This is a genomic window from Streptomyces sp. NPDC048270 (assembly GCF_040652335.1).
GTDB lineage: Bacteria > Actinomycetota > Actinomycetes > Streptomycetales > Streptomycetaceae > Streptomyces.
On record NZ_JBEZLV010000042.1, the window covers coordinates 1 to 25458 of the forward strand.

A 25458-nucleotide genomic window follows, 5' to 3' on the forward strand; every position below is an offset into this window, starting at 1 on the left:
GCCCGGTTACATTCCGAACCCGGAAGCTAAGCCTTTCAGCGCCGATGGTACTGCAGGGGGGACCCTGTGGGAGAGTAGGACGCCGCCGAACAATCTTTCAAAGGACCCCTGGTCCAGCGTTCAACGCTGGACCAGGGGTCTTTTTTGTTTTTGACCTCTTTACGCCGAAGCGCGGCCATGGGTTGGTTGCGCGAGAATGACTAGCGGTACCCCGAAGACAGGAGTCACACCCATGTCCAACTCTCCCGACGATCGTCCGGAGCGCGAGCCTCGGCGCAACGACGGCGGTGACAGGGGCGGCTACCGCGGGGGCCGTGACGACCGTGGTGGCGACCGTCCCCCGTTCCGTCGTGACGACCGTGGTGGCCGACCGGCCGGCAGTGGCAGTGGCAGTGGCGGTGGCGGTGGCTTCCGGCGCGACGACCGCGGCGGGCGTCCCGCCGGCGGTGGTGGCGGCGGCTTCCGTCGTGATGACCGGGGTGGGGACCGTCCGTCCTACCCCCGTCGTGATGACGACCGTGGTGGGTTCCGTGGCGGCCGTGACGACCGTGGCGGGGACCGTCCGTCCTACCCGCGTCGCGATGACCGGGGTGGCGACCGTCCCGCCGGTGGCGGCTTCCGTCGTGATGACCGTGGTGACCGTCCTTCCGCCGGTGGCGGTGGCGGTTTCCGCCGGGACAACGACCGTCCCAGCTTCCCGCGCCGTGACGACCGGGGTGGCGACCGTCCCTCCGGCGGTGGCTTCCGCCGTGATGACCGGGGTGACCGTCCCTCGGGTGGTGGCGGCGGCTTCCGCCGTGACGACCGTGGTGGGGACCGCCCGTCCTACCCGCGTCGTGACGACCGGGGTGGCGACCGTCCCTCGGGCGGCGGCTTCCGCCGCGACGACCGTGGTGGCGACCGTCCGTCCTACCCGCGTCGTGATGACGACCGTGGTGGGTTCCGTGGTGGTCGTGACGACCGTGGTGGGGACCGTCCGTCCTACCCGCGTCGCGATGACCGGGGCGACCGTCCCTCCGGGGGCGCCGGCGGGTTCCGCCGCGATGACCGGGGTGGCGACCGTCCGTCGTACCCCCGTCGTGACGACGACCGTGGCGGGCGTCCCTCGTACCCGCGTCGTGATGACGACCGTGGTGGGTTCCGTGGTGGTCGTGACGACCGTGGTGGGGACCGTCCTTCGTACCCGCGTCGCGATGACCGAGGTGGCGACCGTCCCTCCGGCGGTGCCGGCGGCTTCCGTCGTGACGACCGGGGTGGCGACCGTCCCGCCGGTGGCGGCTTCCGCCGTGACGACCGGGGTGGGGACCGTCCGTCCTACCCGCGTCGTGAAGACGACCGTGGTGGGTTCCGTGGCGGCCGTGACGACCGTGGCGGCGACCGTCCGTCCTACCCGCGTCGCGATGACCGTGGTGGCGACCGTCCCTCGGGCGGCGGCGGCTTCCGTCGTGACGACCGTGGTGGGGACCGTCCGTCGTACCCGCGTCGTGATGACGACCGTGGTGGGTTCCGTGGCGGCCGTGACGACCGTGGTGGGGACCGTCCGTCCTACCCGCGTCGCGATGACCGGGGTGGCGACCGTCCCTCGGGTGGCGGCGGCGGCTTCCGCCGTGACGACCGCGGTGACCGGGGCGACCGCCCCAGCTACCCCCGTCGTGACGACCGCGGCGGCGACCGTGGCGGGTTCCGTGGTGGCCGTGACGATCGCGGTGGTGACCGTGGTGGCTACCGTGGCCGCGATGACCGTGGCGGCGACCGCGACTACCGCGGGGACCGCGACCGCGACCCGGTCAAGCGGCTCCCGATCGACGAGGACGTCACCGGCCTCGAGATCGACGCCGACGTGCGTCAGGAGCTGCTGAGCCTGCCCAAGGGCCTGGCCGAGGAGGTCTCCAAGAACCTCGTCATGGTCGCGCGGCTGATCGACGATGACCCCGAGCAGGCGTACGCGTACTCGCGCATCGCCCTGCGACTGGCCTCCCGCGTCGCCGCCGTCCGCGAGGCCGCCGGCTTCGCCGCGTACGCCACGCAGAAGTACAGCGAGGCGCTCGCGGAGTTCCGAGCCGCCAAGCGCATGACCGGCTCCGTCGAGCTGTGGCCCGTGATGGCCGACTGCGAGCGCGGCCTCGGCCGTCCGGAGCGGGCTCTGGCCATGGCCGGCGAGCCCGAGGTGCAGAAGCTGGACAAGGCCGGTCAGGTCGAGATGCGGCTGGTGGCTGCCGGTGCCCGCCGGGACCAGGGGCAGCTCGAGGCCGCCATCGTGACCCTGCAGAGCCCGGAGCTGGCCTCCCACTCCGTCCAGCCCTGGACCGCGCGCCTGCGGTACGCCTACGCCGACGCCCTGCTGGCGGCCGGTCGTGAGGACGAGGCGCGCGAGTGGTTCGGCAAGACCCTCGAGGCGGACAAGGACGGCTCCACGGACGCCTCCGACCGTCTCGCCGAGCTCGACGGCGTCGAGTTCGTCGACGCCTCGGTGGAGCCGGCCGACGACCTCGTCGAGGACGACGAGGACGATGAGGACCAGGACCCGGCCGAGGTCGCCGCGGCCGAGCGGGCCTCGGACGTCGCCGAGTACTACGACGAGGACGACGACGAGTACGAGCCGCTGGAGGAGTCCGAGGCCGACTTCGACGCCACCGACGAGATCGTGGTCGTCGAGGACGACGAAGACGACGAGGATGAAGAGCGGGACGCGGGTCGCGACAAGGCCTGAGCCGTGGTGTGAAGAAGGGCGGTACCCCGGTCGGGGTACCGCCCTTTCGCATGTCCGGGGCGGGTCAGTCCAGGCCGCGCAGGACCAGGCCGGTGGCCGGCTTCGGGCCGAACGAGGTGGATTTGCGCGGCATGGTGACGCCCTGGCGGGCCAGGTCCCGTACGACTTCCTCCCGTACGGGGTGCAGCAGGACCGCGGTGCCGCCGTGGCGCTCGGCCATGGCCACGGTCGACGCCGCGTCGTGGATGTACGTGATCTGGTCGGGGGTGTCCGGGATGTCCCACAGGGCGTCCAGCAGGGTCGCGTGCAGGACCGTGGCGTCCAGCCGGCGCCAGGCCTCGGGGCGGTCGCGGCGGACCGTGCGGTCGAGGAGGGCCAGGTCGGGGTCGGTCACCAGGTGGAAGCCGCCGTCGCCGGTGAGGAGGAAGGCGTTGCCGCGTTCCGCCGCGTCCGAGAGGACCTCCAGGGCGAGCGGGAGCGGTCCGTCGACCGGGCGGACCTGGAAGTGGCCGTGCAGGGCGGCCAGGGCGTCCCGGACCGGGAGGCGGCGCAGCATCCGGTGGATGGCGCGGACCTGGAGCGGGTAGCGGACGGTGTCCACGAGCAGGACCAGTCCGAAGTCCCAGGGGGTGGGGGAGCCGTGCTCCTCCTGGAGGCGCAGGTACGTCGCCCAGCGGTGGTGGCCGTCGGCGATGAGTGCCTGTCGGTGGCTGAGGTCGGCGGTGACGGTGGCCAGCTCGGCCGGGTCCGTGATGGCCCACAGGCGGTGCTGGAAGCCGTCCTCGGTGGTCGTCGACAGCAGGGGCACACGCCGTGCGGTCCGCTCGACGACCGCTGCCGTGCCGGCGCCGGGGTCGTCGCCCTGGTAGGTGAGGAGGAGCGGTTCGAGATTGGCCGAGGTGGCCCGCATCAGACCGGCCCGGTCGGTGACCACGTCGGGCATGACGTCCTCGTGGGGCAGGACGATGCCGGCATCGGCGGTGGACAGGGCGAGGGCGCCGATGATGCCGCGCTGGAGCAGGCCGGCCCGGCGCTGCTCGTAGACGTAGAGCGCGGGCTCGGGGTCGGCGCTGAGGATGCCCTCGGCCAGCCAGTCGTGCAGGGTCCGTGCGGCCTGTTCGTTGCGCGCGGCGGGGGTGCCGGCCTGCGGAAGGATCAGCCGGACGATGTTGTGCGGGTCGGCGGATTCGAGGTGGTCGACTCCGTCGGGGCGCACGACCACGTCGTACGGCGGTGACGTGACGGCGGCGAGGCTGCCGACGCGCTCCGGGACATAGCGCAGGCCGTGGAACGGGATCAGGCGCAGCCCTCGGTCCGCGGTACCAGATGTGGTCATTGGTGCATGGTAAGACCCGTCTCGGGATGCGGGATGATCGGGGGAGTTCGGATCCGGACAAGATCGGTCGTGCGAAAAGGTATGAGGAGCGGACAGATGACCCGGCAGAGCAGGACCAGCCCCGCGCCGAGCGAGCGGAGCCTCCACCAGGCTTACGACACCGCTCTGCTGGACCTCGACGGTGTGGTCTACGCGGGCGGGCAGGCCATCGCGCACGCGGTCGAGTCGCTCGCCGCGGCCCGGGCCGACGGGATGCACCTCGCGTACGTCACGAACAACGCGCTGCGCACTCCGGAAGCCGTGGCGCGGCATCTGGGCGAGCTGGGCGTCCCGACCGAGCCGGCCGAGGTGATCACCTCGGCGCAGGCGGTGGCCCGGCTGATCGCGGAGCAGGTGGCCGCGGGGTCCAAGGTGCTGGTGATCGGCGGGGAGGGGCTGCGGGTCGCGCTGCGCGAGCGCGGGCTGGTGCCGGTGGATTCGGCCGAGGAGGAGGGGCTCGCGGCGGTCGTCCAGGGGTACGGGGGGCCGGACCTGGCGTGGGGGCGGTTCGCGGAGGCCTCGTACGCGATCAACCGGGGGGTGCCGTGGTACGCCTCCAACACCGACCTGACGATTCCGGGGGCGCGGGGCATCGCGCCGGGCAACGGGGCCGCGGTGGAGGTCGTGCGGATCGCGACGGGCGCCGAGCCGCAGGTGGCGGGCAAGCCGCTGCCCCCGATGCACCGGGAGACGGTGCTGCGGACGGGTGCGAAGCGGCCGCTGGTGGTCGGGGACCGGCTGGACACCGACATCGAGGGCGCCTTCAACGGGGAGGTGGACTCGCTGCTGGTGCTGACCGGGGTGACGGACGCGAAGCAGCTGGTGCGGGCCGAGCCCCGGCACCGGCCGACGTATGTGGACCGGGATCTGCGGGGGTTGCTGACCGGTCAGCCCGAGGTGGCGGCGGACGGGGCCGGGTTCCGCTGCGGGGGATGGACGGCGCTCGCGCTGGACGAGGTACTGGAACTGCGCGGCGACGGGGATCCGATCGACGGGCTGCGGGCGCTGTGCGCGGCGGCCTGGACGGCCGCCGGGGACGGGGTCTGTGCGCAGGATGCGGAGAAGGCCCTGGTCCGGCTGGGGCTGTAGACCGTTCGGGTGATCTGAAAAGACGCAGGGTAGGTTAGCCTAACCTCCGTGTTGGTCGAGAGTCCCGAGAGTCCCCCCGAACAGAGCGCGGCGCCGGTCGCCGCCGCCCGTCCACGCCACGGCGCGCGTGCCGCAGGGCTGCTGGGCGCCCTCGCGGTGCTGGCGCTGATCGCGGTGCTGAGCATCGCCGTCGGCGCGAAGCAGATGCCCCTCGACGAGGTCTGGCACGGCCTCTTCGAGTACTCGGGGACCCCCTCCGACGTGGTGGTGCGGGACCTGCGGGTGCCGCGCACCCTGCTCGGGCTGATGGTGGGGCTCGGGCTCGGCCTGTCGGGCGCGGTCATGCAGGCCCTGACGCGCAACCCGCTGGCGGAGCCCGGCATCCTCGGCGTCAACGCCGGCGCCGCGGCCGCCGTGGTCTCCGCGATCAGCTTCCTGGGCGCGAGCTCGCTGAGCGAGTTCGTGTGGTGGGCCTTCCTGGGCGCCGCCCTCGTCTCCGTCGTCGTCTACGTGCTCGGCGGCAGCCGCAGCGCCACCCCGGTACGCCTCGCGCTGGCGGGTACGGCGGCCAGCGCGGCCCTGGTCGGCTACATCAACGCCGTGCAGCTGATGGACAGCAAGGCGCTGGACAAGCTGCGCTTCTGGACGGTGGGGTCGCTGGCCTCCGCCAACATGGACACCGTCCGCCAGGTCGCCCCCTTCCTGCTGGTCGGCGCGGTGCTTGCGCTGTCCCTCGGCCGACCGCTCAACGCGATGGCCATGGGCGACGACACCGCCCGGTCGCTCGGCGCGAACCTGACCCGGACGCGGATCGGCGCGATGCTCGCCATCACCCTGCTGTGCGGTGCGGCCACGGCCGCCTGCGGGCCCATCGTCTTCATCGGGCTGATGATCCCGCACCTGGTGCGGGCGTTCACCGGACCCGACATGCGCTGGGTGCTCGCGTACTCGGCCGTCCTGTCGCCCGTGCTGCTGCTCGGCGCCGACGTGGTCGGGCGGGTCGTGACCCGGCCCGCCGAACTCCAGGTCGGCATCGTCACCGCCCTCGTCGGCGGCCCCGTCTTCATCTACCTGGTTCGGCGCAAGAGGATGGCCCAGCTGTGACCGCGACCGCCAAAGCCCGTCGGATGAACCTCCCCGGCGGGATCTCGCTGCGGGTCGAGCGGCGGGCCCTGGCCGCCGGGGTGCTGCTGGCCGTCGCCGCGTTCGCGCTGGCCGTCGTGCTCATCGGCACCGGCGACTTCCGGATCGCGCCCTGGGACGTCGTGCAGACCCTGCTGGGCAACGGCACCCCCGCCAATGACTTCATCGTCAACGACCTGCGGCTGCCGCGGGTCCTGGTCGCCCTGCTGGTCGGCGCGGCCCTCGGGATGGCCGGGGCCGTCTTCCAGTCGGTCTCGCGCAACCCGCTCGGCTCGCCCGACCTGCTCGGCTTCGGGTACGGCTCGGCGGTGGGCGCGCTCGTCGTGATCATCCTGTTCAAGGGCAGCGCCACCGAGGTGGCCGGCGGCGCGCTGCTCGGCGGGCTGCTGGCCGGCCTGGCCGTGTACCTGCTGGCCTACAAGCAGGGGATCCACGGGTACCGGCTGGTGCTGGTGGGCATCGGGGCCTCGGCCATCCTGATCGCCCTGATCCAGTACCTGATCACGAAGGCCCAGATGGTCGAGGCCACCCGGGCGATGGTCTGGCTGACCGGCTCGCTGGCGGGCCGGGACTGGGCGCAGGTGTGGCCGCTGCTCGCGGTCTGCGCGGTGCTCTTCCCGCTGGTGCTCGGCCAGGGCCGGGCCCTGCGGATGATGGAGATGGGCGACGACGCCGCGTACGCCCTCGGGGTACGGGTGGAACGTACCCGGCTGCTGCTGATGCTCGCGGCGATCCTGCTGACCACGGCGGCGAGTGCCGCGGCCGGCCCGATCTCCTTCGTCGCGCTGGCCGCGCCGCAGCTGGCCCGGCGGCTGACCCGCTCGCCGGGCGCGAACCTGCTGACCGCCGCGCTGATGGGCTCGGTGCTGCTGCTGGTGTCCGACTGGGCCTCGCAGCGGGCCTTCGGCGCCGACCAGCTGCCCGTGGGCGTGGTGACCGGGCTGGTCGGCGGCGTCTACCTGCTGTGGCTGCTGGTCACTGAGCGCAAGGCGGGACGCATATGACCGCCTCCACCACGACCGCGATGTTCCGGAACCCGAGGAGTACCCAAGTGCAGCGGCTGACCGCGGAGAACGTGACCCTCGGCTACGACCAGCGGGTCATCGCCGAGAACCTGTCGGTGGAGATCCCCGACCACTCCTTCACCGTGATCGTCGGCCCCAACGCCTGCGGCAAGTCCACGCTGCTGCGGGCCCTGTCGCGGATGCTGAAGCCGTCCGCCGGGCGGGTGCTGCTGGACGGGCAGGCCATCGGGTCGATGCCGGCGAAGAAGGTCGCCAAGACCCTCGGTCTGCTCCCGCAGTCCTCGATCGCGCCGGACGGCATCACGGTGGCCGACCTGGTCTCGCGCGGCCGCTACCCGCACCAGGGGCTGCTGCGCCAGTGGTCGCCGGAGGACGAGCGGATCGTCACGGAGTCGATGGCCTCGACCGGGGTCGCGGAGCTCGCCGACCGGGCCGTGGACGAGCTGTCGGGCGGTCAGCGGCAGCGGGTGTGGATCGCGATGGCGCTGGCGCAGCAGACCCCGCTGCTGCTGCTCGACGAGCCGACGACGTACCTGGACATCCAGCACCAGATCGACGTGCTCGACCTGTGCGCGGAGCTGCACGAGTCGCAGGGGCGGACGCTGGTGGCGGTGCTGCACGACCTGAACCACGCGGCCCGCTACGCGACGCATCTGATCGCGATGCGGGATGGGGAGGTCGTGGCCGAGGGGGCGCCGGGGGAGATCGTCACCGCGGAGCTGGTGGAGCAGGTGTTCGGGTTGAAGTGCCAGGTCATCGCCGACCCGGAGACGGGGACGCCGCTGGTGGTTCCGGCGGCTCGGCGGTCGCGGGTCGCGCAGGCGGTGTAGCGGGGGCGGCGGGCCCCCCGGATGCCGTGGCGTGGGTACGGCGCCGGGGCGGGCCCCGCGTCTCGAACGCCGGCGGGGCCGGGGCCGGCCCGGCGGGGATCGGCGGGCGGGGCCGGCAGCGCCCCCTAGAGCAGGCTCTTCAGGCGGAGCAGGTCGCGGAAGCCCGCTTCCAGGCGGACGCGGCCCGCGGTCCAGGCCTTGGCGAATTTGAGGTCGCCCGCGACCAGGGCGACCAGGTCGTCGCCGGTCATCGCGAGCCTGATCTCGGCCTTCGCCGCGGGCGGGCCCGGCGTGACCGTGTCCACCCGGATCCGGCCGTTGTCGAGGCGGCCGGTGAAGGTCTGGTCGAGGTCCGTAATGTGGCAGCTCAGCGAGCGGTCGAGCGCCGCCGCGCCGCGCACGCCGCCGTCGGCCCCGGCGAGGTTGTCGGAGAGTCGGTCGAGTGCGTCTCGGCACTCCTGGATCGTAGCCATCGTGATCACGACCGTACCGCAGAGCCGTTGCGTGGTCGCGGGGCGCTTCGGGGTAGCGTCGGGGCATGACCGACGAAGCTGCCGAGCCCACGGCCGAGTCCGCCGCCGGGCCCGCGGCGCTGGGCATCGTACGCACGCCCACCGGGCACGACGCAGTGGACGCGCACCTGGCGCGGCTGGCGGAGGCCGACCACCTCGCGGCGGACGGACACCTCACGGTGTACGAGGATGTCCACCGGGGGCTGCGCGAGGCGCTGACCGCGCTGGACGCACCGCCCGTCCCTGGACCGCACGAAAACAGGAGCTGAACCGAACGTGGCAGGAGTGGCACGCCGCCGCCTGGACGCCGAACTGGTGCGCCGCAGCATGGCCCGCTCGCGCGAGCACGCCGCGCAGCTGATCGCCGCGGGCCGGGTGACCGTGGGCGGTAGCACCGCGACCAAGGCCGCCACCCAGGTCGAGACGAGCGCGGCGCTGGTCGTCCTCAAGGACGACAGCGATCCGGACTACGTCTCCCGGGGCGGCCACAAACTCGCGGGGGCGCTCGCGGCCTTCCAGCCCGAGGGGCTGCGGGTCGAGGGCCGGCGGGCATTGGACGCCGGGGCCTCCACGGGCGGGTTCACCGATGTGCTGCTGCGTGCGGGAGTCGCCCACGTGGTGGCCGTCGACGTCGGCTACGGGCAGCTGGCCTGGTCCCTGCAGAGCGACGGGCGGGTCACGGTCAAGGACCGCACGAACGTCCGGGAACTGACGGTCGAGCTGATCGACGGGGTTCCGGTCGACCTGGTCGTCGGTGACCTGTCCTTCATCTCGATCGGGCTGGTGCTGCCCGCGCTCGTACGGTGCTGCGCGCCGGACGCGGACCTGGTGCTGATGGTCAAACCGCAGTTCGAGGTGGGCAAGGACCGGCTGGGAAGCGGCGGCGTGGTGCGCAGCCCCGAGTTGCGGGCGGAGGCGGTGCGCGAGGTCGCGGCGCAGGCGGCGAAGCTGGGGCTGGGCGTGGTCGGGGTGACCGCGAGTCCGCTGCCGGGGCCCTCGGGGAACGTCGAGTACTTTCTGTGGCTGCGGGCGGGGGCACCGGCACTCGACCCGGCGGATGTTGACCGTGCAGTGGCGGAGGGGCCGCAGTGACAGATTCAGCGGGTTCAGGGTCGGGTTCGGCGACGGGGCGGACGGTCTTCCTGCTCGCGCACACCGGTCGGCCGGCGGCCATCCGGAGCGCCGAGCTGGTCGTGAAGGGGCTGCTGCGCTGCGGGCTGGGCGTACGGGTCTTCGCGCACGAGGCGGCCGACCTGCCGCTGCCGCCCGAGGTGGAGCTCGTCACCGAGTCCACGCCGGGCGTGCTCGACGGCTGCGAGCTGCTGATCGTGCTGGGCGGTGACGGGACCCTGCTGCGCGGCGCGGAGTTCGCGCGGGCTTCCGGGGTGCCGATGCTGGGCGTCAACCTCGGGCGGGTGGGGTTCCTCGCCGAGGCGGAGCGCGACGACCTGGACAAGGTCGTCGACCGGGTGGTGACGCGCGAGTACGAGGTCGAGGAGCGGATGACCCTCGATGTGACGGTGCGCACGAACGGCGACGTGGTCCACCAGGACTGGGCGCTGAACGAGGCCGCGGTCCAGAAGGTCTCGCCGGAGCGGATGCTCGAAGTGGTGCTGGAGATCGACGGGCGTCCGGTGACCGGCTTCGGCTGTGACGGGATCGTCTGCGCGACCCCGACCGGCTCTACGGCGTACGCGTTCTCCGCGGGCGGGCCGGTGGTCTGGCCGGAGGTGGAGGCGCTGCTGATGGTGCCGATCAGCGCGCACGCGCTGTTCGCGAAGCCGCTGGTGACCTCGCCGGACTCGGTGCTGGCGGTCGAGGTGCAGAGCGGCACCCCGCACGGGGTGCTGTGGTGTGACGGGCGGCGGATGCTGGAGCTGCCGTCCGGGGCCCGGGTGGAGGTCCGGCGGGGGGCGGTGCCGGTGCGGCTCGCCCGGCTGCACCACGCCTCGTTCACGGACCGGCTCGTCGCGAAGTTCGCGCTTCCGGTGTCCGGATGGCGCGGGGCGCCCCACTGAGGCTGGCCCAGGCCCGCCCGACCCTCTAAATAGCACGTCCGTTCGGAGAACTTCGGGCGGGTGAGGTCACATGGCACCAGTGAAACCTCGGTATCGTCGTCCCGTGCTTGAGGAGATGCGGATACGGTCGCTCGGGGTCATCGACGACGCGGTGGTCGAGCTGTCGCCCGGTTTCACCGCGGTGACCGGCGAGACCGGCGCGGGCAAGACGATGGTCGTCACCAGCCTCGGGCTGCTGCTCGGCGGTCGCGCCGACCCGGCCCTGGTACGGATCGGGGCCAAGGCCGCGGTCGTCGAGGGCCGCATCGTCATGCGCCCGGACGCCCCCGCCGCCGTGCGCGCGGAGGAGGCGGGAGCCGAGCTCGACGACGGCGCCCTGCTGATCAGCCGGACGGTGTCCGCCGAGGGGCGCTCGCGCGCCCACGTCGGCGGCCGCTCCGTGCCCGTCGGCCTGCTCGGAGAGCTCGCCGACGACCTGGTCGCCGTACACGGGCAGACCGACCAGCAGGGCCTGCTGCGGCCCGCCCGGCAGCGGCAGGCGCTCGACCGGTACGCCGGGGACGCCGTCGCCGTACCGCTGGAGAAGTACGGCTCGGCCTACCGCCGGCTGCGCGCGGTCGCCGTCGAACTCGAGGAGATCACCACCCGGGCCCGTGAACGCGCCCAGGAGGCCGATCTGCTGCGCTTCGGGCTGGACGAGATCGCCGCCGTGGAGCCGGTCGCGGGCGAGGACGCCGAGCTGGCGGCGGAGGCCGAGCGGCTCGGGCACGCCGAATCGCTGTCCTCGGCCGCCCAGCTGGCGCACGCCGCGCTGGCCGGCAACCCGGAGGACCCGGAGGCCATCGACGCCAACACCCTCGTCGCGGGCGCCCACCGGGCACTGGAGTCCGTACGCTCGCACGACCCGGCCCTCGGCGCGCTCGCCGAGCGGATCGGTGAACTGGGCATCCTGCTGGCCGACGTGGCCGGGGAGCTGGCGGGCTACGCCGACGACCTGGACGCCGACCCGCTGCGGCTGGCCGCGGTGGAGGAGCGGCGCGCCGCCCTGACCCAGCTGACCCGCAAGTACGGCTCCGAAGGCACCGTGGACGCGGTGCTGGAATGGGCGGAGCGGGGCGCCGCGCGGCTGCTGGAGCTGGACGGCGACGACGAGCGGATCACCGAGCTGACCGCCGAGCGGGACGGACTGCGCTCCGAACTGTCCTCCCTGGCACAGGCGCTGACGGACGCACGCGTGGAGGCGGCGACCCGGTTCGCCTCGGCCGTGACGGAGGAGCTGGCCTCGCTGGCGATGCCGCACGCCCGGGTGACCATCGACGTCCGGCAGACCGAGGACCCCGAAGGAGTGGACGTCGACGGCCGCCCGGTCGCCTACGGGCCCTCCGGCGCGGACGAGGTGGAACTGCTGCTCGCCCCGCACCCCGGGGCCCAGCCGCGGCCGATCGCCAAGGGCGCCTCCGGCGGCGAGCTCTCCCGGGTGATGCTGGCCGTGGAGGTCGTCTTCGCGGGCTCCGACCCGGTGCCCACGTACCTCTTCGACGAGGTCGACGCGGGCGTCGGCGGCAAGGCCGCCGTCGAGGTGGGCCGGCGGCTGGCGAAGCTCGCCAAGTCGGCCCAGGTGGTCGTCGTCACGCACCTGCCGCAGGTGGCGGCGTTCGCGGACCGGCAGCTGCTCGTCGAGAAGACCAACGACGGATCGGTCACCCGGAGCGGTGTCACCGTCCTGGAGGGCGAGGACCGGGTGCGCGAGCTGTCCCGCATGCTGGCGGGCCACGAGGACTCCGTCTCGGCGCGGGCACACGCCGAGGAACTCCTCGCGGCGGCACGCGCCGACGGCGGCCGCGGTTGACGCGCCGTAGCCCGTGTGGGTGAGGCTCGGGGGTGTCCTGCGGTATCTCTCACGGGATCCGCACCCGTATGGTCCCGGAACGCGCGTGCGGACTGGCATCCTGGGCGACGTCTCTGACTCCCTCACCCTGGAGCTTCGGCCCGTGAGCAGCTCCCCGGTCTTCCCGTCCGTCCCGGCACAGCCCTACGGGCGGCCCCCGCTGCGTACCGTCCAAGTGCTCGGCGGCGGTGCGGGCGCGGGCAGCAGCGCGCACGTGCGGTCGCTCACGACCGGGCTCGCCGCGCGCGGGGTACGGGTCACGGTGTGCGCGCCCGTCGAGGCGGAGGGCGAGTACGACTTCACCGGCGCCGGGGCGCAGTTCGCGCCCGACGCGGCCAACGCGCTGCGGGCCGCCTGCGCCGGGGCCGACGTCGTGCACGCGCACGGGGTACGGGCCGGGATGCGGGCCGCGCTGGCCCTGCGGGGGCGGCGGGTACCGCTGGTCGTGAGCTGGCACGCGGACGGCCCGGCCGAGGCCGGTGCGGCCGGCGCCGCGCTCGGGCGGCTGAGCCGGCTCCTGGAACGGCACGTGGCGCGGGCGGCGGCGGTGGTGCTCGGCGCCTCCTCGGACCTGGTGGACCGGGCCCGGCTGCGCGGTGCGCGGGACGCGCGGCTGGCCCCGGTGGCCGTGCCGGCGGCCGCGCCGGGCGCCGATCCCGGCAAGGTGCGGGCGGAACTGGGCGCGGTGGGAAGGCCGCTGCTGATCGCGGTCGGGAGCCTGGTGGCGCACCGCGGGTACTCCGTCCTGCTCGACGCGGCCCGGGAGTGGCGCACGCTGGAACCGCTGCCGCTGCTGGTGATCGCGGGGGAGGGGCCGCTGCGGACCGAACTGTCCCGGCGGATCGTGGAGGAAGGGCTTCCGGTACGGCTGCTGGGGCGGCGCCGGGACGCGGCGCAGCTGCTCGCGGCGGCGGACCTGGCAGTGCTGCCCAGCCGCTGGGAGGAACGGGCCCTGCTGGCGCAGGAGGCGCTGCGGGTGGGGGTGCCGCTGGTCGCCACGGCGGTGGGGGGCGTGCCGGAGCTGGTGGGGCGGGGGGCCGTCCTGGTCCCGCCGGGGGACGCGCCCGCCTTCGCCGCGGCCGTGTCCGGGCTGCTGGCCGATGCCGGCCACCGGGCCGAGCTGGTCGCCGCGGGGCGCGCCCAGGCCGCGACCTGGCCCTCGGAGGACGACACGGTCGCGCAGGTCCTGTCGGTCTACGACGAGCTGATGGAGCGGGGACGGCGGTAGCCGCGGCCGGGGTTCCGCCCCGGGCCCCGCGCCTCAATCGCCGGCGGGGCTGGATGGTCCCGCCCGGGGCCGACGGACGGAGTCCGAGGGGCGGCGAGCGGCGCGTCAGGACGGAGTGGGGGCGTGGCGGCGGGCGCGCAGGGCCAGGCTGAGGGAGAGGACCGTTTCGGGGTCGTCCAGGTCCGTGCCCAGGAGTTCCGAGATGCGGGCCAGGCGGTTATACAGGGTCTGGCGGTTGAGGTGCAGCTCGCGGGCCGTCTCCGCCTTGCGGCCCGCGTGGGCCAGGTACGTCTCCAGCGTGGGCAGCAGCGGCGGCCGCGAGGCCGCGTCATGGGTGCGCAGCGGGCCGATCGCGCGGTCCACGAACGCCGCCAGGTCCGGATGTTCGCGCAGGCGCCACAGCAGCAGGTCGATGTCCAGCCGCCGGGCGTCGTACCAGGGGCGGGCCGGAAGGCCGTGCGCCGCCGTGGCGGTCTCCGCCGCGTGCCGCAGCCCGGCCGAGGCCGCCGCCCAGCCGCCCGCGACCCCGACGACCACGGCCGGCGGCGCCGAGGCCCGGTCCAGGCCCGCGCGCTCCACGCCCGCCCGCAGGGCCGCCGCCACCCGGTCCGCCACCGACGTGCGCTCCGACTCCGCGCGCAGGGAGACCAGCAGGGGCACCCGGCCCTCCACGGGCCGCACCCCCAGCAGCACCGGGACCCCGACCGACGACAGCTCCTCCAGCACCGCGCGGGCCAGGACGGCCCAGTTCCCCGACGGGCCCAGGTCCGTCGACAGCCGCATCACGATCGGCAGCAGCGGTCCCGCGCCCGGCTTGAAGCCGAGGACGCGGGCCTGCGCGGGGGCGTCCTCGGCCGAGATGCGGCCCTCCGCGAGGTCCGTCAGGAAGTCGCCGCGGCCGCGCGCCGCCAGCTCGTCCTCCTGCCGGGCCTGCATCAGGACGACCGCCAGGACGCCCGCCGTACGCTCCGCCGCCATCCGGTGCACCGGCAGCAGCGGGGCCGAGACCCCGACCAGCACCACCCGGGCCCGGACCGAGCCCGTGCCGTGGCCCCCGCCCGGTACGTCGATCACCACCGTGTTCGCCGAGGGCTCGGCCTCGCGCTGGCCGCGCAGGCCCTCCCAGACCTGGAGCGGGTCGGCGCCCGCGTCCGCGCCCGAGCTGCCGGCCGCGTACAGCAGCTGCCCGTCGGGGGTCTCCAGGAAGACCGGGTTGCCCGTGAAGTCGGCCACGATCCGCAGCACCTGCGGGATGCCGCCGCCGCCCAGCAGCGCCTCCGTACACCGCCGGTGGACCTCCTCGGCCCGCTGGAGCAGCGCGTAGTGGTGGTTGACGATCTCGGTGTGGACCTCTTCCGTGACGGTGACGAAGGGGACCTCCCGGTGGAGCTGGACGAGCGGTAGGCCCGCCGCGCGGGCCGTCTCCACGAGCGTGGCCGGAAGCCGGGTGAAGCGCGGGCCCAGCTCGACGACCAGCGCCGCGATCCCCCGGTCCGCGAGACGGCGTACGAAGGCGCGCTGCTCGGCCGGCCGGGTCCCGAGGCCCAGACCCGTGGTCAGCAGCAGCTCGCCGCCCTTGAGCAGCGAGGCGATGTTGGGGACCTCGCCCGCGTGCACCCAGCGGACGGTCCGGCCCAGCCGGTCGGCGCAGGCCACCACCTCCGGCAGCCCGCTGCGCAGCCCTGGCAGTTCCAGTGCCCGCTGAACCGTGATTCCGCCTTGATCGTCCATATCGCGGGACGGTACCCGCCGCCCTGTTCCGATCACATCACCCATGGGTCACGAATGTCAGAGCGGCCGGATGTTGTGGTTGAAGCGGAAGACGTTGTCCGGGTCGTACTCCCGCTTGACCTGCCCCAGCCGCCGCATGTTCTCGGCGCCCAGGCCCGAGACGACCCGCTCCGAGCCCTCGTCGCCGGTGAAGTTCAGATAGACCGCACCCGTGCTCCACGGCTGGACGTCGGCGCGGACGTCCTTCACCCACTGGCGGCACCGCTCGTCGTCGGCGGTGTCCTCCCAGATCCCGAAGGGGTGGACCGCCCAGGACGCGTCCCGGTACGGGACCGGGTAGTCGGCCGGCCCCGAGGCGATGGCGCCGCCCTGCGGGAAGAGGATGTGCTGCGTCCCGGTCGGCACCGGCATCGTGCCGGCCCGCGCGCAGAACACGTCGACGAACGCGTCCGGCGCCCCGGTCAGGTACTCCGCCGACCAGTAGTTCCGCAGCCCCGGCGGGTCGTCGATCATGCACTGGAGATCGGCGTACGGGATCGCGGTGACCATCGCCGCCTCGTGGGGCAGCGCCATCAGCGGCTCGGCGAGCCGGTGCAGCCGGTCCTCGGGGCCCGCGTAGGTGACCAGGGCCGCGCAGATCAGCCGCCCGGCCAGATGGGGCGGCACGAACTCGTCGTCGGGCGGGCCGGTCAGGTAGATCACGCCCCCGCTCGCCTCCACCGGGCCGCCCTCGATGAGGTCCCGGTAGGTCCGCACCACCTCGGGTCCGTACTCCGGCAGGTAGAGCAGGAAGGCGATCGACATCGCGGGCAGGTCGTGCAGCCGCAGCGTGAGCGCGGTGGCCACCCCGAAGTTCCCGCCGCCGCCGTGCAGCGCCCAGAACAGCTCGGGGCGCTCCTCGGCCGTGGCCTCCACGACCGTGCCGTCGGCCGTCACCAGCTCCACGCCCAGCAGGTTGTCCACGGCCAGCCCGCACGTGCGGTCCAGCCAACCGCTGCCGCCGCCCAGGACGAAACCGCCCACGCCCGTGGTGGAGGCCCGGCCGCCGGTGGTGGCCAGTGCGTACGGGGCGCAGGCGCGGTCCAGGTGGCTCATGGTCGCCCCGCCCTCGACCCGCACCGCGCGGGCCGCCGGGTGGACGGTGACCTCGTGCATCCGCCGCAGGTCCACCACCAGGGCCCCGTCTCCGAGAGCGGAGCCGGACACGCTGTGCCCGCCGCCGCGGACCGCGATCTTCAGGTCCAGGTCCCGGGCGAACCGTACGGCGGTCACGACGTCGGCCCGGCTCGCGCACTGCGCGATGACGGCGGGCCTGCGGTCGATCATCGCGTTGAAGACCGACCGGGCCTCGTCGTAGCCCGCATCCTCCGGGGCGAAGACATCACCGGCCAGGTCCTCGCGGAGCGCGGCGAGCGCCGTGCCCGCCTTCGACAGGGGCGCCATGGCCTCCCCCTTCCGAGAAGGGCATAGGACCCTTCCAGGGTAGGCGGCGGCGATCACCGGGGCGCGCCGAAGACGCGTCACCCCGGTGATCGCCCACAGCGCTACCCGCCGTACGCCCCGCTCGCGGTCAGCCGCAGCGCCGTGTCGATCAGCGGGACGTGGCTGAAGGCCTGCGGGAAGTTCCCGACCTGCCGCTGGAGGCGCGGGTCCCACTCCTCCGCCAGCAGCCCGAGGTCGTTGCGCAGCGACAGCAGCCGCTCGAAGAGCCGGCGCGCCTCGTCCACCCGCCCGATCATCGCCAGGTCGTCGGCCATCCAGAAGGAGCACGCGAGGAAGGCCCCCTCGTCGCCCTCCAGGCCGTCCACACCGGCCTCGTCACCCGCCGTCGGGTAGCGCAGGATGAAGCCGTCGGGCGTGGACAGCTCGCGCTGGATCGCCTCGATGGTGCCGATGACCCGCTTGTCGTCCGGCGGCAGGAAGCCCATCTGCGGGATCAGCAGCAGGGAGGCGTCCAGCTCCTTCGACCCGTACGACTGGGTGAAGGTGTTGCGCTCCTTGTCGTAGCCCTTCTCGCACACGTCCTGGTGGATCTCGTCGCGCAGCTCCCGCCAGCGCTCCAGCGGGCCGTCCGCGTCCCCGCTCTCGATGAGCTTGATCGTGCGGTCCACGGCCACCCAGGCCATCACCTTCGAGTGCACGAAGTGGCGGCGCGGGCCGCGCACCTCCCAGATGCCCTCGTCGGGCTGGTCCCAGTGGGTCTCCAGGTAGCGGATCAGCTTGAGCTGGAGCAGCGAGGCGTAGTCGCTGCGGGCCAGGCCCGTCATGTGGCCCAGGTGCAGGGCCTCGGTGACCTCGCCGTAGACGTCGAGCTGGAGCTGCCCGGCGGCGCCGTTGCCGACGCGCACCGGGCGGGAGTTCTCGTAGCCCGGCAGCCAGTCCAGCTCGGTCTCGCCGAGCTCCCGCTCGCCCGCGATCCCGTACATGATCTGGAGGTTCTCGGGGTCGCCGGCCACGGCGCGCAGCAGCCACTCGCGCCAGGCGCGGGCCTCCTCGCGGTAGCCGGTGCGCAGCAGCGAGGACAGGGTGATGGCGGCGTCGCGCAGCCAGGTGTAGCGGTAGTCCCAGTTGCGGACCCCGCCGATCTCCTCCGGCAGGGAGGTGGTCGGCGCGGCGACGATCCCGCCCGTGGGGCCGTACGTGAGGGCCTTGAGGGTGATCAGGGAGCGGACCACCGCCTCCCGGTAGGGCCCGTGGTACGTGCACTGCTCGACCCACTCGCGCCAGAACTCGGTGGTGGAGTCGAGGGCCGCCTCGGCGTCGGGGGCCTCCGGCGCGCCGCGGTGCGAGGGCTGCCAGCTGATGCTGAAGGCCATCCGGTCACCCGGGCCGACGGTGAAGTCGGAGTAGGTGGTCAGGTCCTTGCCGTACGTCTGCGCGTCGGTGTCCAGCCACACGGAGTCGGGCCCGGCCACGGCGACGGTGCGCCCGTCGACCTTGTGCACCCAGGGCACGACCCGCCCGTAGCTGAAGCGCATGCGCAGCGCGGAGCGCATCTTGACGCGCCCGCTGACCCCCTCGACGATCCGGATCAGCTGGGGGGCGTGCCCCTCGCGGGGCGGCATGAAGTCGATCACGCGGACGGTGCCGCGCGGGGTGTCCCATTCCGACTCCAGCACCAGCGAGTCGCCGCGGTAGCGGCGCCGGGTGGCCCGCGGCGGCTCGGTACCCGGTGGAAAGGCCGGGCCGATCCGCCAGAACCCGTGATCCTCGGTGCCGAGAATGCTCGCGAACACGGCATGGGAGTCGAAACGTGGCAGACACAACCAGTCCACCGCCCCGTCCCGGCAGACCAGCGCGGCGGTCTGCATGTCCCCGATCAGTGCGTAATCCTCGATGCGCCCGGACACGTTGCATCTCCAGTCGAACGGCCACGTCCGCCCCGAAGGGCGCTTGCATTGCGCGGTTGCGCGGTCTCCTGTGGGTGGGGATCTCCGCGTCGAGCCCATGATTCCGTATATCGGCTCGGTGGTGCCGTGCGACGGACTGCCCGGCGGTGATGTGCGCGGTATCCGAGCAGGATATGACGGCACCCTAGTGATCTCCTTATGCCGCGGAAGAATGCGACTGGGCCAAACGGGTGACCTGCCGGTACGCCGCCGTGCCGCCCCTCCCGCGCCCCGTGCGGGACCCCCGCGCCGCGTGGCCGGAGGCAGACCGGCCCGGGCGCTGATAGGCTGGTACCCCGTGGACCGGTGGTCTGCCTGTGCGAATCAGGAGCCCCGAAACCGCAGCTTCGGCGCCCCCTGAGACCCTTCCGGATCGACGGTGGCCGGCGCCGGACGCACCTCACCTCGCGACCACGGGAGCCCCCTCTTGGCGACGCCGCCCGCTGCTTTTCGAAACAGCACAGCCATGACGACCAAGCACATCTTCGTCACCGGGGGTGTCGCTTCGTCCCTCGGCAAGGGCCTGACGGCCTCCAGCCTGGGTGCGCTGCTGAAGGCGCGCGGCCTGCGGGTCACCATGCAGAAGCTGGACCCGTACCTCAACGTCGACCCCGGCACGATGAACCCGTTCCAGCACGGTGAGGTGTTCGTCACCAACGACGGCGCCGAGACCGACCTGGACATCGGCCACTACGAGCGCTTCCTCGACGTCGACCTCGACGGCTCGGCCAACGTCACCACCGGCCAGGTCTACTCGCAGGTCATCGCCAAGGAGCGGCGCGGCGAGTACCTCGGTGACACCGTGCAGGTCATCCCGCACATCACCAACGAGATCAAGCACCGCATCCGCCGCATGGCGACCGACGACGTCGACGTCGTCATCACCGAGGTCGGCGGCACGGTCGGCGACATCGAGTCGCTGCCGTTCCTGGAGACCGTCCGCCAGGTCCGCCACGAGGTCGGCCGCGACAACGTCTTCGTCGTGCACATCTCGCTGCTGCCCTACATCGGCCCGTCCGGTGAGCTGAAGACCAAGCCGACCCAGCACTCGGTCGCGGCCCTGCGCAACATCGGCATCCAGCCCGACGCGATCGTGCTGCGCGCCGACCGTGACGTCCCGACGTCCATCAAGCGCAAGATCTCGCTGATGTGCGACGTCGACGAGGCCGCGGTGGTCGCCGCGATCGACGCCAAGTCGATCTACGACATCCCGAAGGTGCTGCACACCGAGGGCCTGGACGCCTACGTCGTGCGCAAGCTCGACCTGCCCTTCCGCGACGTGGACTGGACGGTCTGGGAGGACCTGCTGGACCGCGTCCACAACCCCGACCACGAGGTCAAGGTCGCGCTGGTCGGCAAGTACATCGACCTGCCCGACGCCTACCTGTCGGTGACCGAGGCGCTGCGCGCCGGCGGGTTCGCCAACAAGGCCCGCGTGCAGATCAAGTGGGTCACCTCCGACGACTGCAAGACCCCGGCCGGCGCCGCCGCGGTGCTCGGCGACGTGGACGCGATCTGCGTGCCCGGCGGCTTCGGCGACCGCGGCGTCAACGGCAAGGTCGGCGCGATCACCTACGCCCGCGAGAACAAGATCCCGCTGCTCGGCCTGTGCCTCGGCCTGCAGTGCGTGGTCATCGAGGCCGCGCGCAACCTCGCGGGCATCGAGGACGCCAACTCCACCGAGTTCGACGCCTCCACCCCGCACCCGGTCATCTCGACCATGGAGGAGCAGCTGGCCTTCGTCGAGGGCGCGGGCGACCTGGGCGGCACCATGCGCCTGGGCATGTACCCGGCGAAGCTGGCCGAGGGCTCCATCGTGCGCGAGGTCTACGGCGATCAGGCGTACGTGGACGAGCGCCACCGCCACCGCTACGAGGTCAACAACGCCTACCGCGGCGAGCTGGAGAAGAAGGCGGGCCTCGTCTTCTCCGGAACCTCCCCGGACAACAAGCTCGTCGAGTACGTCGAGTACCCGCGCGAGGTGCACCCCTACCTGGTGGCCACCCAGGCCCACCCGGAGCTGCGCTCGCGCCCCACGCGCCCGCACCCGCTGTTCGCGGGTCTGGTCAAGGCGGCCGTGGAGCGGCAGCAGTCCGCGAAGTGATCGCCTGACGGCATAACGTAGACAGCCGGGGTACGGAGTTGCCGTACCCCGGCTGTCGCGCGTTGTGGAGGGTCGGGGCATGAACGTCAAGGACACGTCGGAATCCTGGGAGACACGGTCGAGCCGGCGGCCGTTCCAGGGTGCGAAGACGGCGGTGAACTCCGACGAGGTCCGGATGCCGGACGGGTCGACGGCCCGCCGCGACTACCAGGTGCACCCGGGCTCGGTGTGCGTGCTGGCACTGGACGAGGAGGGCCGGGTGCTGGTCCTCAGCCAGTACCGGCACCCGGTGCGGCGCCGGCTGTGGGAGCTGCCGGCCGGACTGCTGGACGTGCCGGGGGAGAACCCGCAGCTCGGCGCGGAGCGGGAGCTGTACGAGGAGGCGCACGTCAAGGCGGAGGACTGGCGGGTGCTGGCCGACTTCTACGCCTCGCCGGGCGGGTCGGACGAGGCGGTCCGGGTCTTCCTCGCGCGGGGCGTCTCCGATGCCGAGGGCGAGCGGTACGCCGAGACCGGATCGGAGGAGGCGGACATGGAGGTGGCCTGGGTTCCGCTGGCCGACCTGGTACGCGGCGTACTGGCGGGCGAGCTGGGCAATCCGGGGCTGGTCACGGGGGTCCTGGCCCTCGCCGCCGCGCTGGCCGGTGACGGCCTGGACGCCCTGCGCCCGGCCACGGCCCCCTGGCCGGCCCGCCCGTACGAGGCGTAGCCGGGCCCCTGCGCCCCGGCGGCGGCCCCGGGCCCGCGGCCGCCGCCGGGGCCGCGCCCGCCCCTGGCCCCTGCCCGCCGGCTCCCGGAGCCGTGCCCCTGGCCCCTGCCCGCCCGCTCCCGGCGCCGTGCCCCTGAGCCCCCGCCCGCCCGCTCCCGGCGCCGTGCCCCGGTGCGGCCTACCGGCCCCGCCCGGCGCGCGGGTCGGGCCCCCCGGGGAGGGAAAGCCGGGGCCCTGGGAGGAAAAGCGGACGATCCGCTGATCCGATCAGGGGATATGCCCGCCGCGCTCCACCCGGCTCGTCGCTCTGCGTGAACTACGCTCGCAATCCGAAGGCAGGGAGAGGAGCGGATCCGTGGCGGATTTCGTCGGGCGGCGGCGTGAGCTCAAGGAGCTGCGCGAGGACATCGCACGGACCGGGCTCGACACCCTCTCGGGCCGCAAGGCCAAGGCCCCCCGCGCCCGCGTGCTGCTGGTCGCCGGGCGGCCGGGGTCCGGGCGGACCGCGCTCGCCGAGGCGTTCGTGCGCGAGGTCGCCGACCAGTACCCCGACGGCCTGCTCCGGACCCGGCTCACCGCACCCGGCGGGGAGACCCTGCCCACCGAGCGCGCCGTCCGCGGCCTGCTGGAAGGACTGGGCCGCACCACCCCGCCCGGCGCCGGCGAGGACGAGCTCAGCTCGGCCCTGCGCACCGCGCTCGACGGGCGCCGCGTGATCATCCTGGTCGACGACGCCGCCGACCCCCACCAGGTCGACGCCCTGCTGCCGGACACCCCCGAGTGCCTCGTCGTGGTCACCGCGGAAGGGCCGCTCACCGGCATCCCCGACGTACGGCCCTGCACCCTCGGCGGACTCGACACGCCCTCCGCCGTGGAGATGCTCGTGCAGCGCATCGGCGACACCCGCGTCAGCGCCGACCCGCGGGCCGCCGAGAGCCTCGCCGAGGAGTGCGGCGGCCAGCCCGCCGCGCTCGCCCTCGTCGGCGGCTGGCTGGCCGCCCACCCCAAGGCCTCCGTCGCCGACGTCGCCAAGCAGCTGCACGACACGCCCGCCGGTGTCGGCGGCCCGCTGGCCCGCGGCTTCCGCCTCGTCTACGAGTCCCTGCCGCAGCCGGCCCAGCGGACCCTGCGGCTGCTGCCGCTGGCCCCCGCCGGGATCGTCGACTCGCACACCGCCTCCGCCCTCGCCGGCTGCTCGGTGGCCGCGGCCCAGTCCACGCTGGACGACTTCGCCGGGCTGGGCCTCCTGCACCACGCGCACAACGGACTGTTCCTGCTGCCCGGCTGCCTCGCACCGCTGCTCCAGGCCCTGCTCGAGGCCAAGGAGCGCCCGGCCGAGGTCCAGCTCGCCCGGGCCCGGATGCTGGAGCGCACCGTACGGCTGCTGCACTCCTGCCGGGCCATGGCCGAAACGGACGAGGACGGCGGGCTCGACGGGGGCGGCCTGCGCGAGAAGCTCGACGGGGTGCCGCGCACCCTGCGCTTCCCCGACCGGCGCGCCGCCGCCACCTGGCTCGACACCCGGCTGCCCGCGCTCTCGGCGGCCGCCTCCCTGGCCGTGGCCGACGGGGAGCTGGACACCCTGGCCCGCCGGCTGATCGCCGCGCTCGTACGGGCCCTCGCCGAGCACCGCGGCACCGCCGGGGCCGCCCCCGAGCTGTACGGGCTGCACCGGCTGGTCCTGGACGTGGCCGAGCGGCGCGAGCTGCACCGGGAGCAGGCGGCCGCCCTGCTGAACCTGGCCGACCTGGACGCCGAGACCGGCCGGACCCAGGAGGCGCTCGACCGCTACCGGGCCGCGCTGGACGCGGGACGGGCCGCGAACGATCCGTACGCGACGGGCCGCGCGATGGAATCCGTAGGAGGCGCCTACCAGGAGCTGGCGGACTGGCACCGGGCCTCCGACTGGTTCGGCCGGGCGCTCGCCCAGGCCCTGGCGCGGGGGGAGCGTGCGGACGAGGCCCGGCTGTACGGGCGGCTCGGGAACGTCCACACGTACGCGGGCCGCTACGGGGACGCGCTGCGCAGCTGGCGGGCCGCCGCCGCGGGCTACCGGCGGCTGGCCGATGTGCCGGGCCAGGCAAAGGCGTTGAGCGAGATGGCCCGGGTCCAGGAGTACGCCGGCCGGCCCGAGGAATCGCTGCACACCTGCCGGGAGGCGGTGGAGCTGGCGCGCCGTGCCGGGGACCAGCGGCTGCAGGCCGCGCTGCAGGTCCGGCTGGCCGACACGCTCGACCGGCTGGGGGACCCGGCGGCCGCCAGGCTGCACCGGTCCGCGGCCGACAGATTGCTGGGAGACGATCCCGCGGCCTGCGAAATCCGTAGTGGATCCGACTAAGATTATTTGTTTGCAAGGCTAGACACGCGTTCATCCTTCATTAAACTGGGTTCACCACGTCATCCCGTGGTGCATCCCGTTGCGCGTTCTTGTGGGCGGGTATGTATGGAAGTGCCCCGTATTTTCCCCTGAGCCAAGGACCGTGATCGACGATGAAGGTCGGCATCCCCCGCGAGGTCAAGAACAACGAGTTCCGGGTCGCCATCACGCCCGCCGGTGTGCATGAGCTGGTCCGCAACGGCCACCAGGTCTTCATCGAGCAGAACGCCGGTGTCGGCTCCTCGATCACGGACGCCGAGTACGTCTCGGCCGGCGCCGAGATCCTCGGCACCGCGGACGAGGTCTGGGCGACCGCGGACCTGCTGCTGAAGGTCAAGGAGCCCATCGCGGAGGAGTACCACCGCCTCCGCAAGGACCAGACGCTCTTCACCTACCTGCACCTGGCGGCCTCCCGTGAGTGCACGGACGCCCTGCTGGAGTCCGGCACCACCGCCATCGCGTACGAGACGGTCGAGCTCGCCAACCGCGCGCTGCCGCTGCTCGCCCCGATGTCCGAGGTCGCGGGCCGGCTGGCCCCGCAGGTCGGCGCCTACCACCTGATGCGCTCGGCCGGCGGCCGCGGCGTGCTCCCGGGCGGCGTCCCCGGCACCCACGCCGGCGAGTGCGTGGTCATCGGCGGCGGCGTCTCCGGCTGGAACGCCGCGCAGATCGCCATCGGCATGGGCTTCCACGTGACCCTGCTCGACCGCGACATCAACAAGCTCCGCGAGGCCGACAAGATCTTCGGCACGAAGATCAAGACGATCGTCTCCAACGCCTACGAGCTGGAGAAGGCCGTCGTCGAGGCCGACCTCGTCATCGGCGCGGTGCTGATCCCGGGTGCGAAGGCCCCGAAGCTGGTCACCAACGAGCTCGTCGCCAAGATGAAGCCCGGAAGTGTCCTTGTCGACATCGCGATCGACCAGGGCGGCTGCTTCGAGGACTCCCGTCCGACCACCCACGCCGAGCCGACCTTCCAGGTCCACAACTCGGTCTTCTACTGCGTCGCCAACATGCCGGGCGCGGTGCCGAACACCTCCACCTACGCGCTGACCAACGCCACGCTGCCCTACATCGTGCAGCTCGCGAACCTCGGCTGGGTCGAGGCGCTGCGTCGCGACCCCGCGCTCGGGCTGGGCCTCAACACCCATGACGGCCAGGTCGTTTACGGTCCCGTCGCCGAGGCCCACGGCCTCGAGACCCTCGAGCTGAGCACCCTGCTCGGCTGACACGTCAACGACTGACGTCAATCTCACGTATCCGGCCGGACCTTGCCCGCAAGGTCCGGCCGGACGCGTTCGCGGGGTGCGCCGGAGAGCCGCTCAACTCG

At 73.4% G+C, this 25458-nt stretch carries 19 protein-coding genes, 1 rRNA gene and 1 pseudogene; 16 read left to right on the top strand and 5 right to left on the bottom strand.

The window, feature by feature from the left end; genetic code table 11:
- From rrf to AB0D66_RS28440, 3 genes and pseudogenes are all read left to right on the top strand, one after another.
- Positions 1-91 (top strand): 5S ribosomal RNA (gene rrf / locus AB0D66_RS28430); the annotation flags it as partial.
- Positions 92-196: 105 nt separating this feature from the next.
- Positions 197-1330 (top strand): annotated as a pseudogene (locus AB0D66_RS28435) (hypothetical protein); the annotation flags it as partial.
- A gap of 510 nt (positions 1331-1840) precedes the next feature.
- The gene (locus AB0D66_RS28440) at positions 1841-2710 is read left to right on the top strand and encodes a tetratricopeptide repeat protein (protein WP_362309558.1); all 870 of its coding nucleotides are present in this window, start codon (positions 1841-1843) and stop codon (positions 2708-2710) included.
- 64 nt (positions 2711-2774) lie between these two features.
- Here AB0D66_RS28440 and AB0D66_RS28445 read toward each other — a convergent pair whose 3' ends face one another.
- Positions 2775-4046, bottom strand: a complete 1272-nt coding sequence (locus tag AB0D66_RS28445; RefSeq protein ID WP_362309461.1) for a DUF1015 domain-containing protein — start codon at positions 4044-4046, stop codon at positions 2775-2777.
- A gap of 96 nt (positions 4047-4142) precedes the next feature.
- On the opposite strand from AB0D66_RS28445, the gene AB0D66_RS28450 reads away from it, so the two are divergent.
- The 4 genes from AB0D66_RS28450 to AB0D66_RS28465 are packed head-to-tail and all read left to right on the top strand — an operon-like array spanning position 4143 to position 8172.
- Positions 4143-5174, top strand: a complete 1032-nt coding sequence (locus AB0D66_RS28450) for an HAD-IIA family hydrolase (RefSeq protein WP_362309463.1) — start codon at positions 4143-4145, stop codon at positions 5172-5174.
- Positions 5175-5222: 48 nt separating this feature from the next.
- On the top strand, positions 5223-6278 hold the full coding sequence (locus AB0D66_RS28455; protein ID WP_362309466.1) for an iron chelate uptake ABC transporter family permease subunit: 1056 nt from the start codon (positions 5223-5225) through the stop codon (positions 6276-6278).
- 23 nt (positions 6279-6301) lie between these two features.
- Positions 6302-7321 carry an iron chelate uptake ABC transporter family permease subunit gene (locus tag AB0D66_RS28460; RefSeq protein ID WP_362309561.1) on the top strand — a complete coding sequence of 340 codons (1020 nt, stop codon included), beginning with the start codon at positions 6302-6304 and terminating at the stop codon, positions 7319-7321.
- Positions 7318-8172, top strand: a complete 855-nt coding sequence (locus AB0D66_RS28465; protein WP_362309468.1) for an ABC transporter ATP-binding protein — start codon at positions 7318-7320, stop codon at positions 8170-8172. The genes AB0D66_RS28460 and AB0D66_RS28465 overlap by 4 nt, the downstream gene beginning before the upstream one ends.
- Positions 8173-8297: 125 nt before the next feature.
- Here AB0D66_RS28465 and AB0D66_RS28470 read toward each other — a convergent pair whose 3' ends face one another.
- A complete protein-coding gene (locus tag AB0D66_RS28470) occupies positions 8298-8645 on the bottom strand; it encodes an alkyl sulfatase C-terminal domain-containing protein (RefSeq protein WP_362309471.1) in 348 nt (115 codons plus the stop codon).
- A gap of 65 nt (positions 8646-8710) precedes the next feature.
- Here AB0D66_RS28470 and AB0D66_RS28475 point away from each other — a divergent pair, with 65 nt between their 5' ends.
- The 5 genes from AB0D66_RS28475 (at position 8711) to AB0D66_RS28495 (ending at position 13818) form a co-directional block, all read left to right on the top strand.
- Entirely contained in the window at positions 8711-8953 is a 243-nt protein-coding gene (locus AB0D66_RS28475) for a hypothetical protein (RefSeq protein ID WP_362309474.1), read from the top strand.
- Positions 8954-8960: 7 nt separating this feature from the next.
- Positions 8961-9776 carry a TlyA family RNA methyltransferase gene (locus AB0D66_RS28480; RefSeq protein ID WP_362309477.1) on the top strand — a complete coding sequence of 272 codons (816 nt, stop codon included), beginning with the start codon at positions 8961-8963 and terminating at the stop codon, positions 9774-9776.
- Positions 9773-10702: an NAD kinase gene (locus tag AB0D66_RS28485; RefSeq protein WP_362309480.1), complete on the top strand. Its 930-nt coding sequence runs from the start codon at positions 9773-9775 to the stop codon at positions 10700-10702. The genes AB0D66_RS28480 and AB0D66_RS28485 overlap by 4 nt, the downstream gene beginning before the upstream one ends.
- A 115-nt stretch (positions 10703-10817) precedes the next feature.
- Complete coding sequence (recN, locus tag AB0D66_RS28490) at positions 10818-12551, top strand: DNA repair protein RecN (RefSeq protein ID WP_362309564.1); 1734 nt, start codon at positions 10818-10820, stop codon at positions 12549-12551.
- A gap of 142 nt (positions 12552-12693) precedes the next feature.
- The gene (locus AB0D66_RS28495; RefSeq protein WP_362309483.1) at positions 12694-13818 is read left to right on the top strand and encodes a glycosyltransferase family 4 protein; all 1125 of its coding nucleotides are present in this window, start codon (positions 12694-12696) and stop codon (positions 13816-13818) included.
- Between the two features lie 105 nt (positions 13819-13923).
- On the opposite strand, the gene AB0D66_RS28500 is transcribed toward AB0D66_RS28495, so the two are convergent.
- The 3 genes from AB0D66_RS28500 to AB0D66_RS28510 form a co-directional block, all read right to left on the bottom strand.
- On the bottom strand, positions 13924-15549 hold the full coding sequence (locus AB0D66_RS28500; protein ID WP_362309486.1) for a PucR family transcriptional regulator: 1626 nt from the start codon (positions 15547-15549) through the stop codon (positions 13924-13926).
- A gap of 57 nt (positions 15550-15606) precedes the next feature.
- Positions 15607-16992, bottom strand: coding sequence for an FAD-binding oxidoreductase (locus AB0D66_RS28505; RefSeq protein WP_362309489.1), 1386 nt, complete (start codon positions 16990-16992; stop codon positions 15607-15609).
- Between the two features lie 101 nt (positions 16993-17093).
- Complete coding sequence (locus AB0D66_RS28510; protein ID WP_362309493.1) at positions 17094-18899, bottom strand: glycoside hydrolase family 15 protein; 1806 nt, start codon at positions 18897-18899, stop codon at positions 17094-17096.
- Between the two features lie 505 nt (positions 18900-19404).
- Between AB0D66_RS28510 and AB0D66_RS28515 the strand changes: the two genes are divergently transcribed.
- The 4 genes from AB0D66_RS28515 (at position 19405) to ald (ending at position 25357) form a co-directional block, all read left to right on the top strand.
- The gene (locus tag AB0D66_RS28515) at positions 19405-21042 is read left to right on the top strand and encodes a CTP synthase (RefSeq protein WP_362309496.1); all 1638 of its coding nucleotides are present in this window, start codon (positions 19405-19407) and stop codon (positions 21040-21042) included.
- Positions 21043-21121: 79 nt separating this feature from the next.
- Positions 21122-21751, top strand: a complete 630-nt coding sequence (locus AB0D66_RS28520; RefSeq protein WP_362309499.1) for an NUDIX hydrolase — start codon at positions 21122-21124, stop codon at positions 21749-21751.
- A gap of 355 nt (positions 21752-22106) precedes the next feature.
- Positions 22107-24089, top strand: a complete 1983-nt coding sequence (locus tag AB0D66_RS28525; protein WP_362309502.1) for a tetratricopeptide repeat protein — start codon at positions 22107-22109, stop codon at positions 24087-24089.
- Between the two features lie 152 nt (positions 24090-24241).
- The gene (gene ald / locus AB0D66_RS28530) at positions 24242-25357 is read left to right on the top strand and encodes an alanine dehydrogenase (RefSeq protein ID WP_327386192.1); all 1116 of its coding nucleotides are present in this window, start codon (positions 24242-24244) and stop codon (positions 25355-25357) included.
- Positions 25358-25458: the final 101 nt, after the last annotated feature.

Excerpts from the sequence above, each read along its gene's own strand:
- AB0D66_RS28445 (WP_362309461.1), bottom strand. The coding sequence starts at position 4,046 with ATGACCACATCTGGTACCGCGGACCGAGGGCTGCGCCTGATCCCGTTC.
- AB0D66_RS28450 (WP_362309463.1), top strand. The coding sequence starts at position 4,143 with ATGACCCGGCAGAGCAGGACCAGCCCCGCGCCGAGCGAGCGGAGCCTC.
- AB0D66_RS28460 (WP_362309561.1), top strand. The coding sequence starts at position 6,302 with ATGAACCTCCCCGGCGGGATCTCGCTGCGGGTCGAGCGGCGGGCCCTG.
- AB0D66_RS28465 (WP_362309468.1), top strand. The coding sequence starts at position 7,318 with ATGACCGCCTCCACCACGACCGCGATGTTCCGGAACCCGAGGAGTACC.
- AB0D66_RS28470 (WP_362309471.1), bottom strand. The coding sequence starts at position 8,645 with ATGGCTACGATCCAGGAGTGCCGAGACGCACTCGACCGACTCTCCGAC.
- AB0D66_RS28475 (WP_362309474.1), top strand. The coding sequence starts at position 8,711 with ATGACCGACGAAGCTGCCGAGCCCACGGCCGAGTCCGCCGCCGGGCCC.
- recN (WP_362309564.1), top strand. The coding sequence starts at position 10,818 with ATGCGGATACGGTCGCTCGGGGTCATCGACGACGCGGTGGTCGAGCTG.
- AB0D66_RS28500 (WP_362309486.1), bottom strand. The coding sequence starts at position 15,549 with ATGGACGATCAAGGCGGAATCACGGTTCAGCGGGCACTGGAACTGCCA.
- AB0D66_RS28505 (WP_362309489.1), bottom strand. The coding sequence starts at position 16,992 with ATGGCGCCCCTGTCGAAGGCGGGCACGGCGCTCGCCGCGCTCCGCGAG.
- AB0D66_RS28515 (WP_362309496.1), top strand. The coding sequence starts at position 19,405 with ATGACGACCAAGCACATCTTCGTCACCGGGGGTGTCGCTTCGTCCCTC.
- AB0D66_RS28520 (WP_362309499.1), top strand. The coding sequence starts at position 21,122 with ATGAACGTCAAGGACACGTCGGAATCCTGGGAGACACGGTCGAGCCGG.
- ald (WP_327386192.1), top strand. The coding sequence starts at position 24,242 with ATGAAGGTCGGCATCCCCCGCGAGGTCAAGAACAACGAGTTCCGGGTC.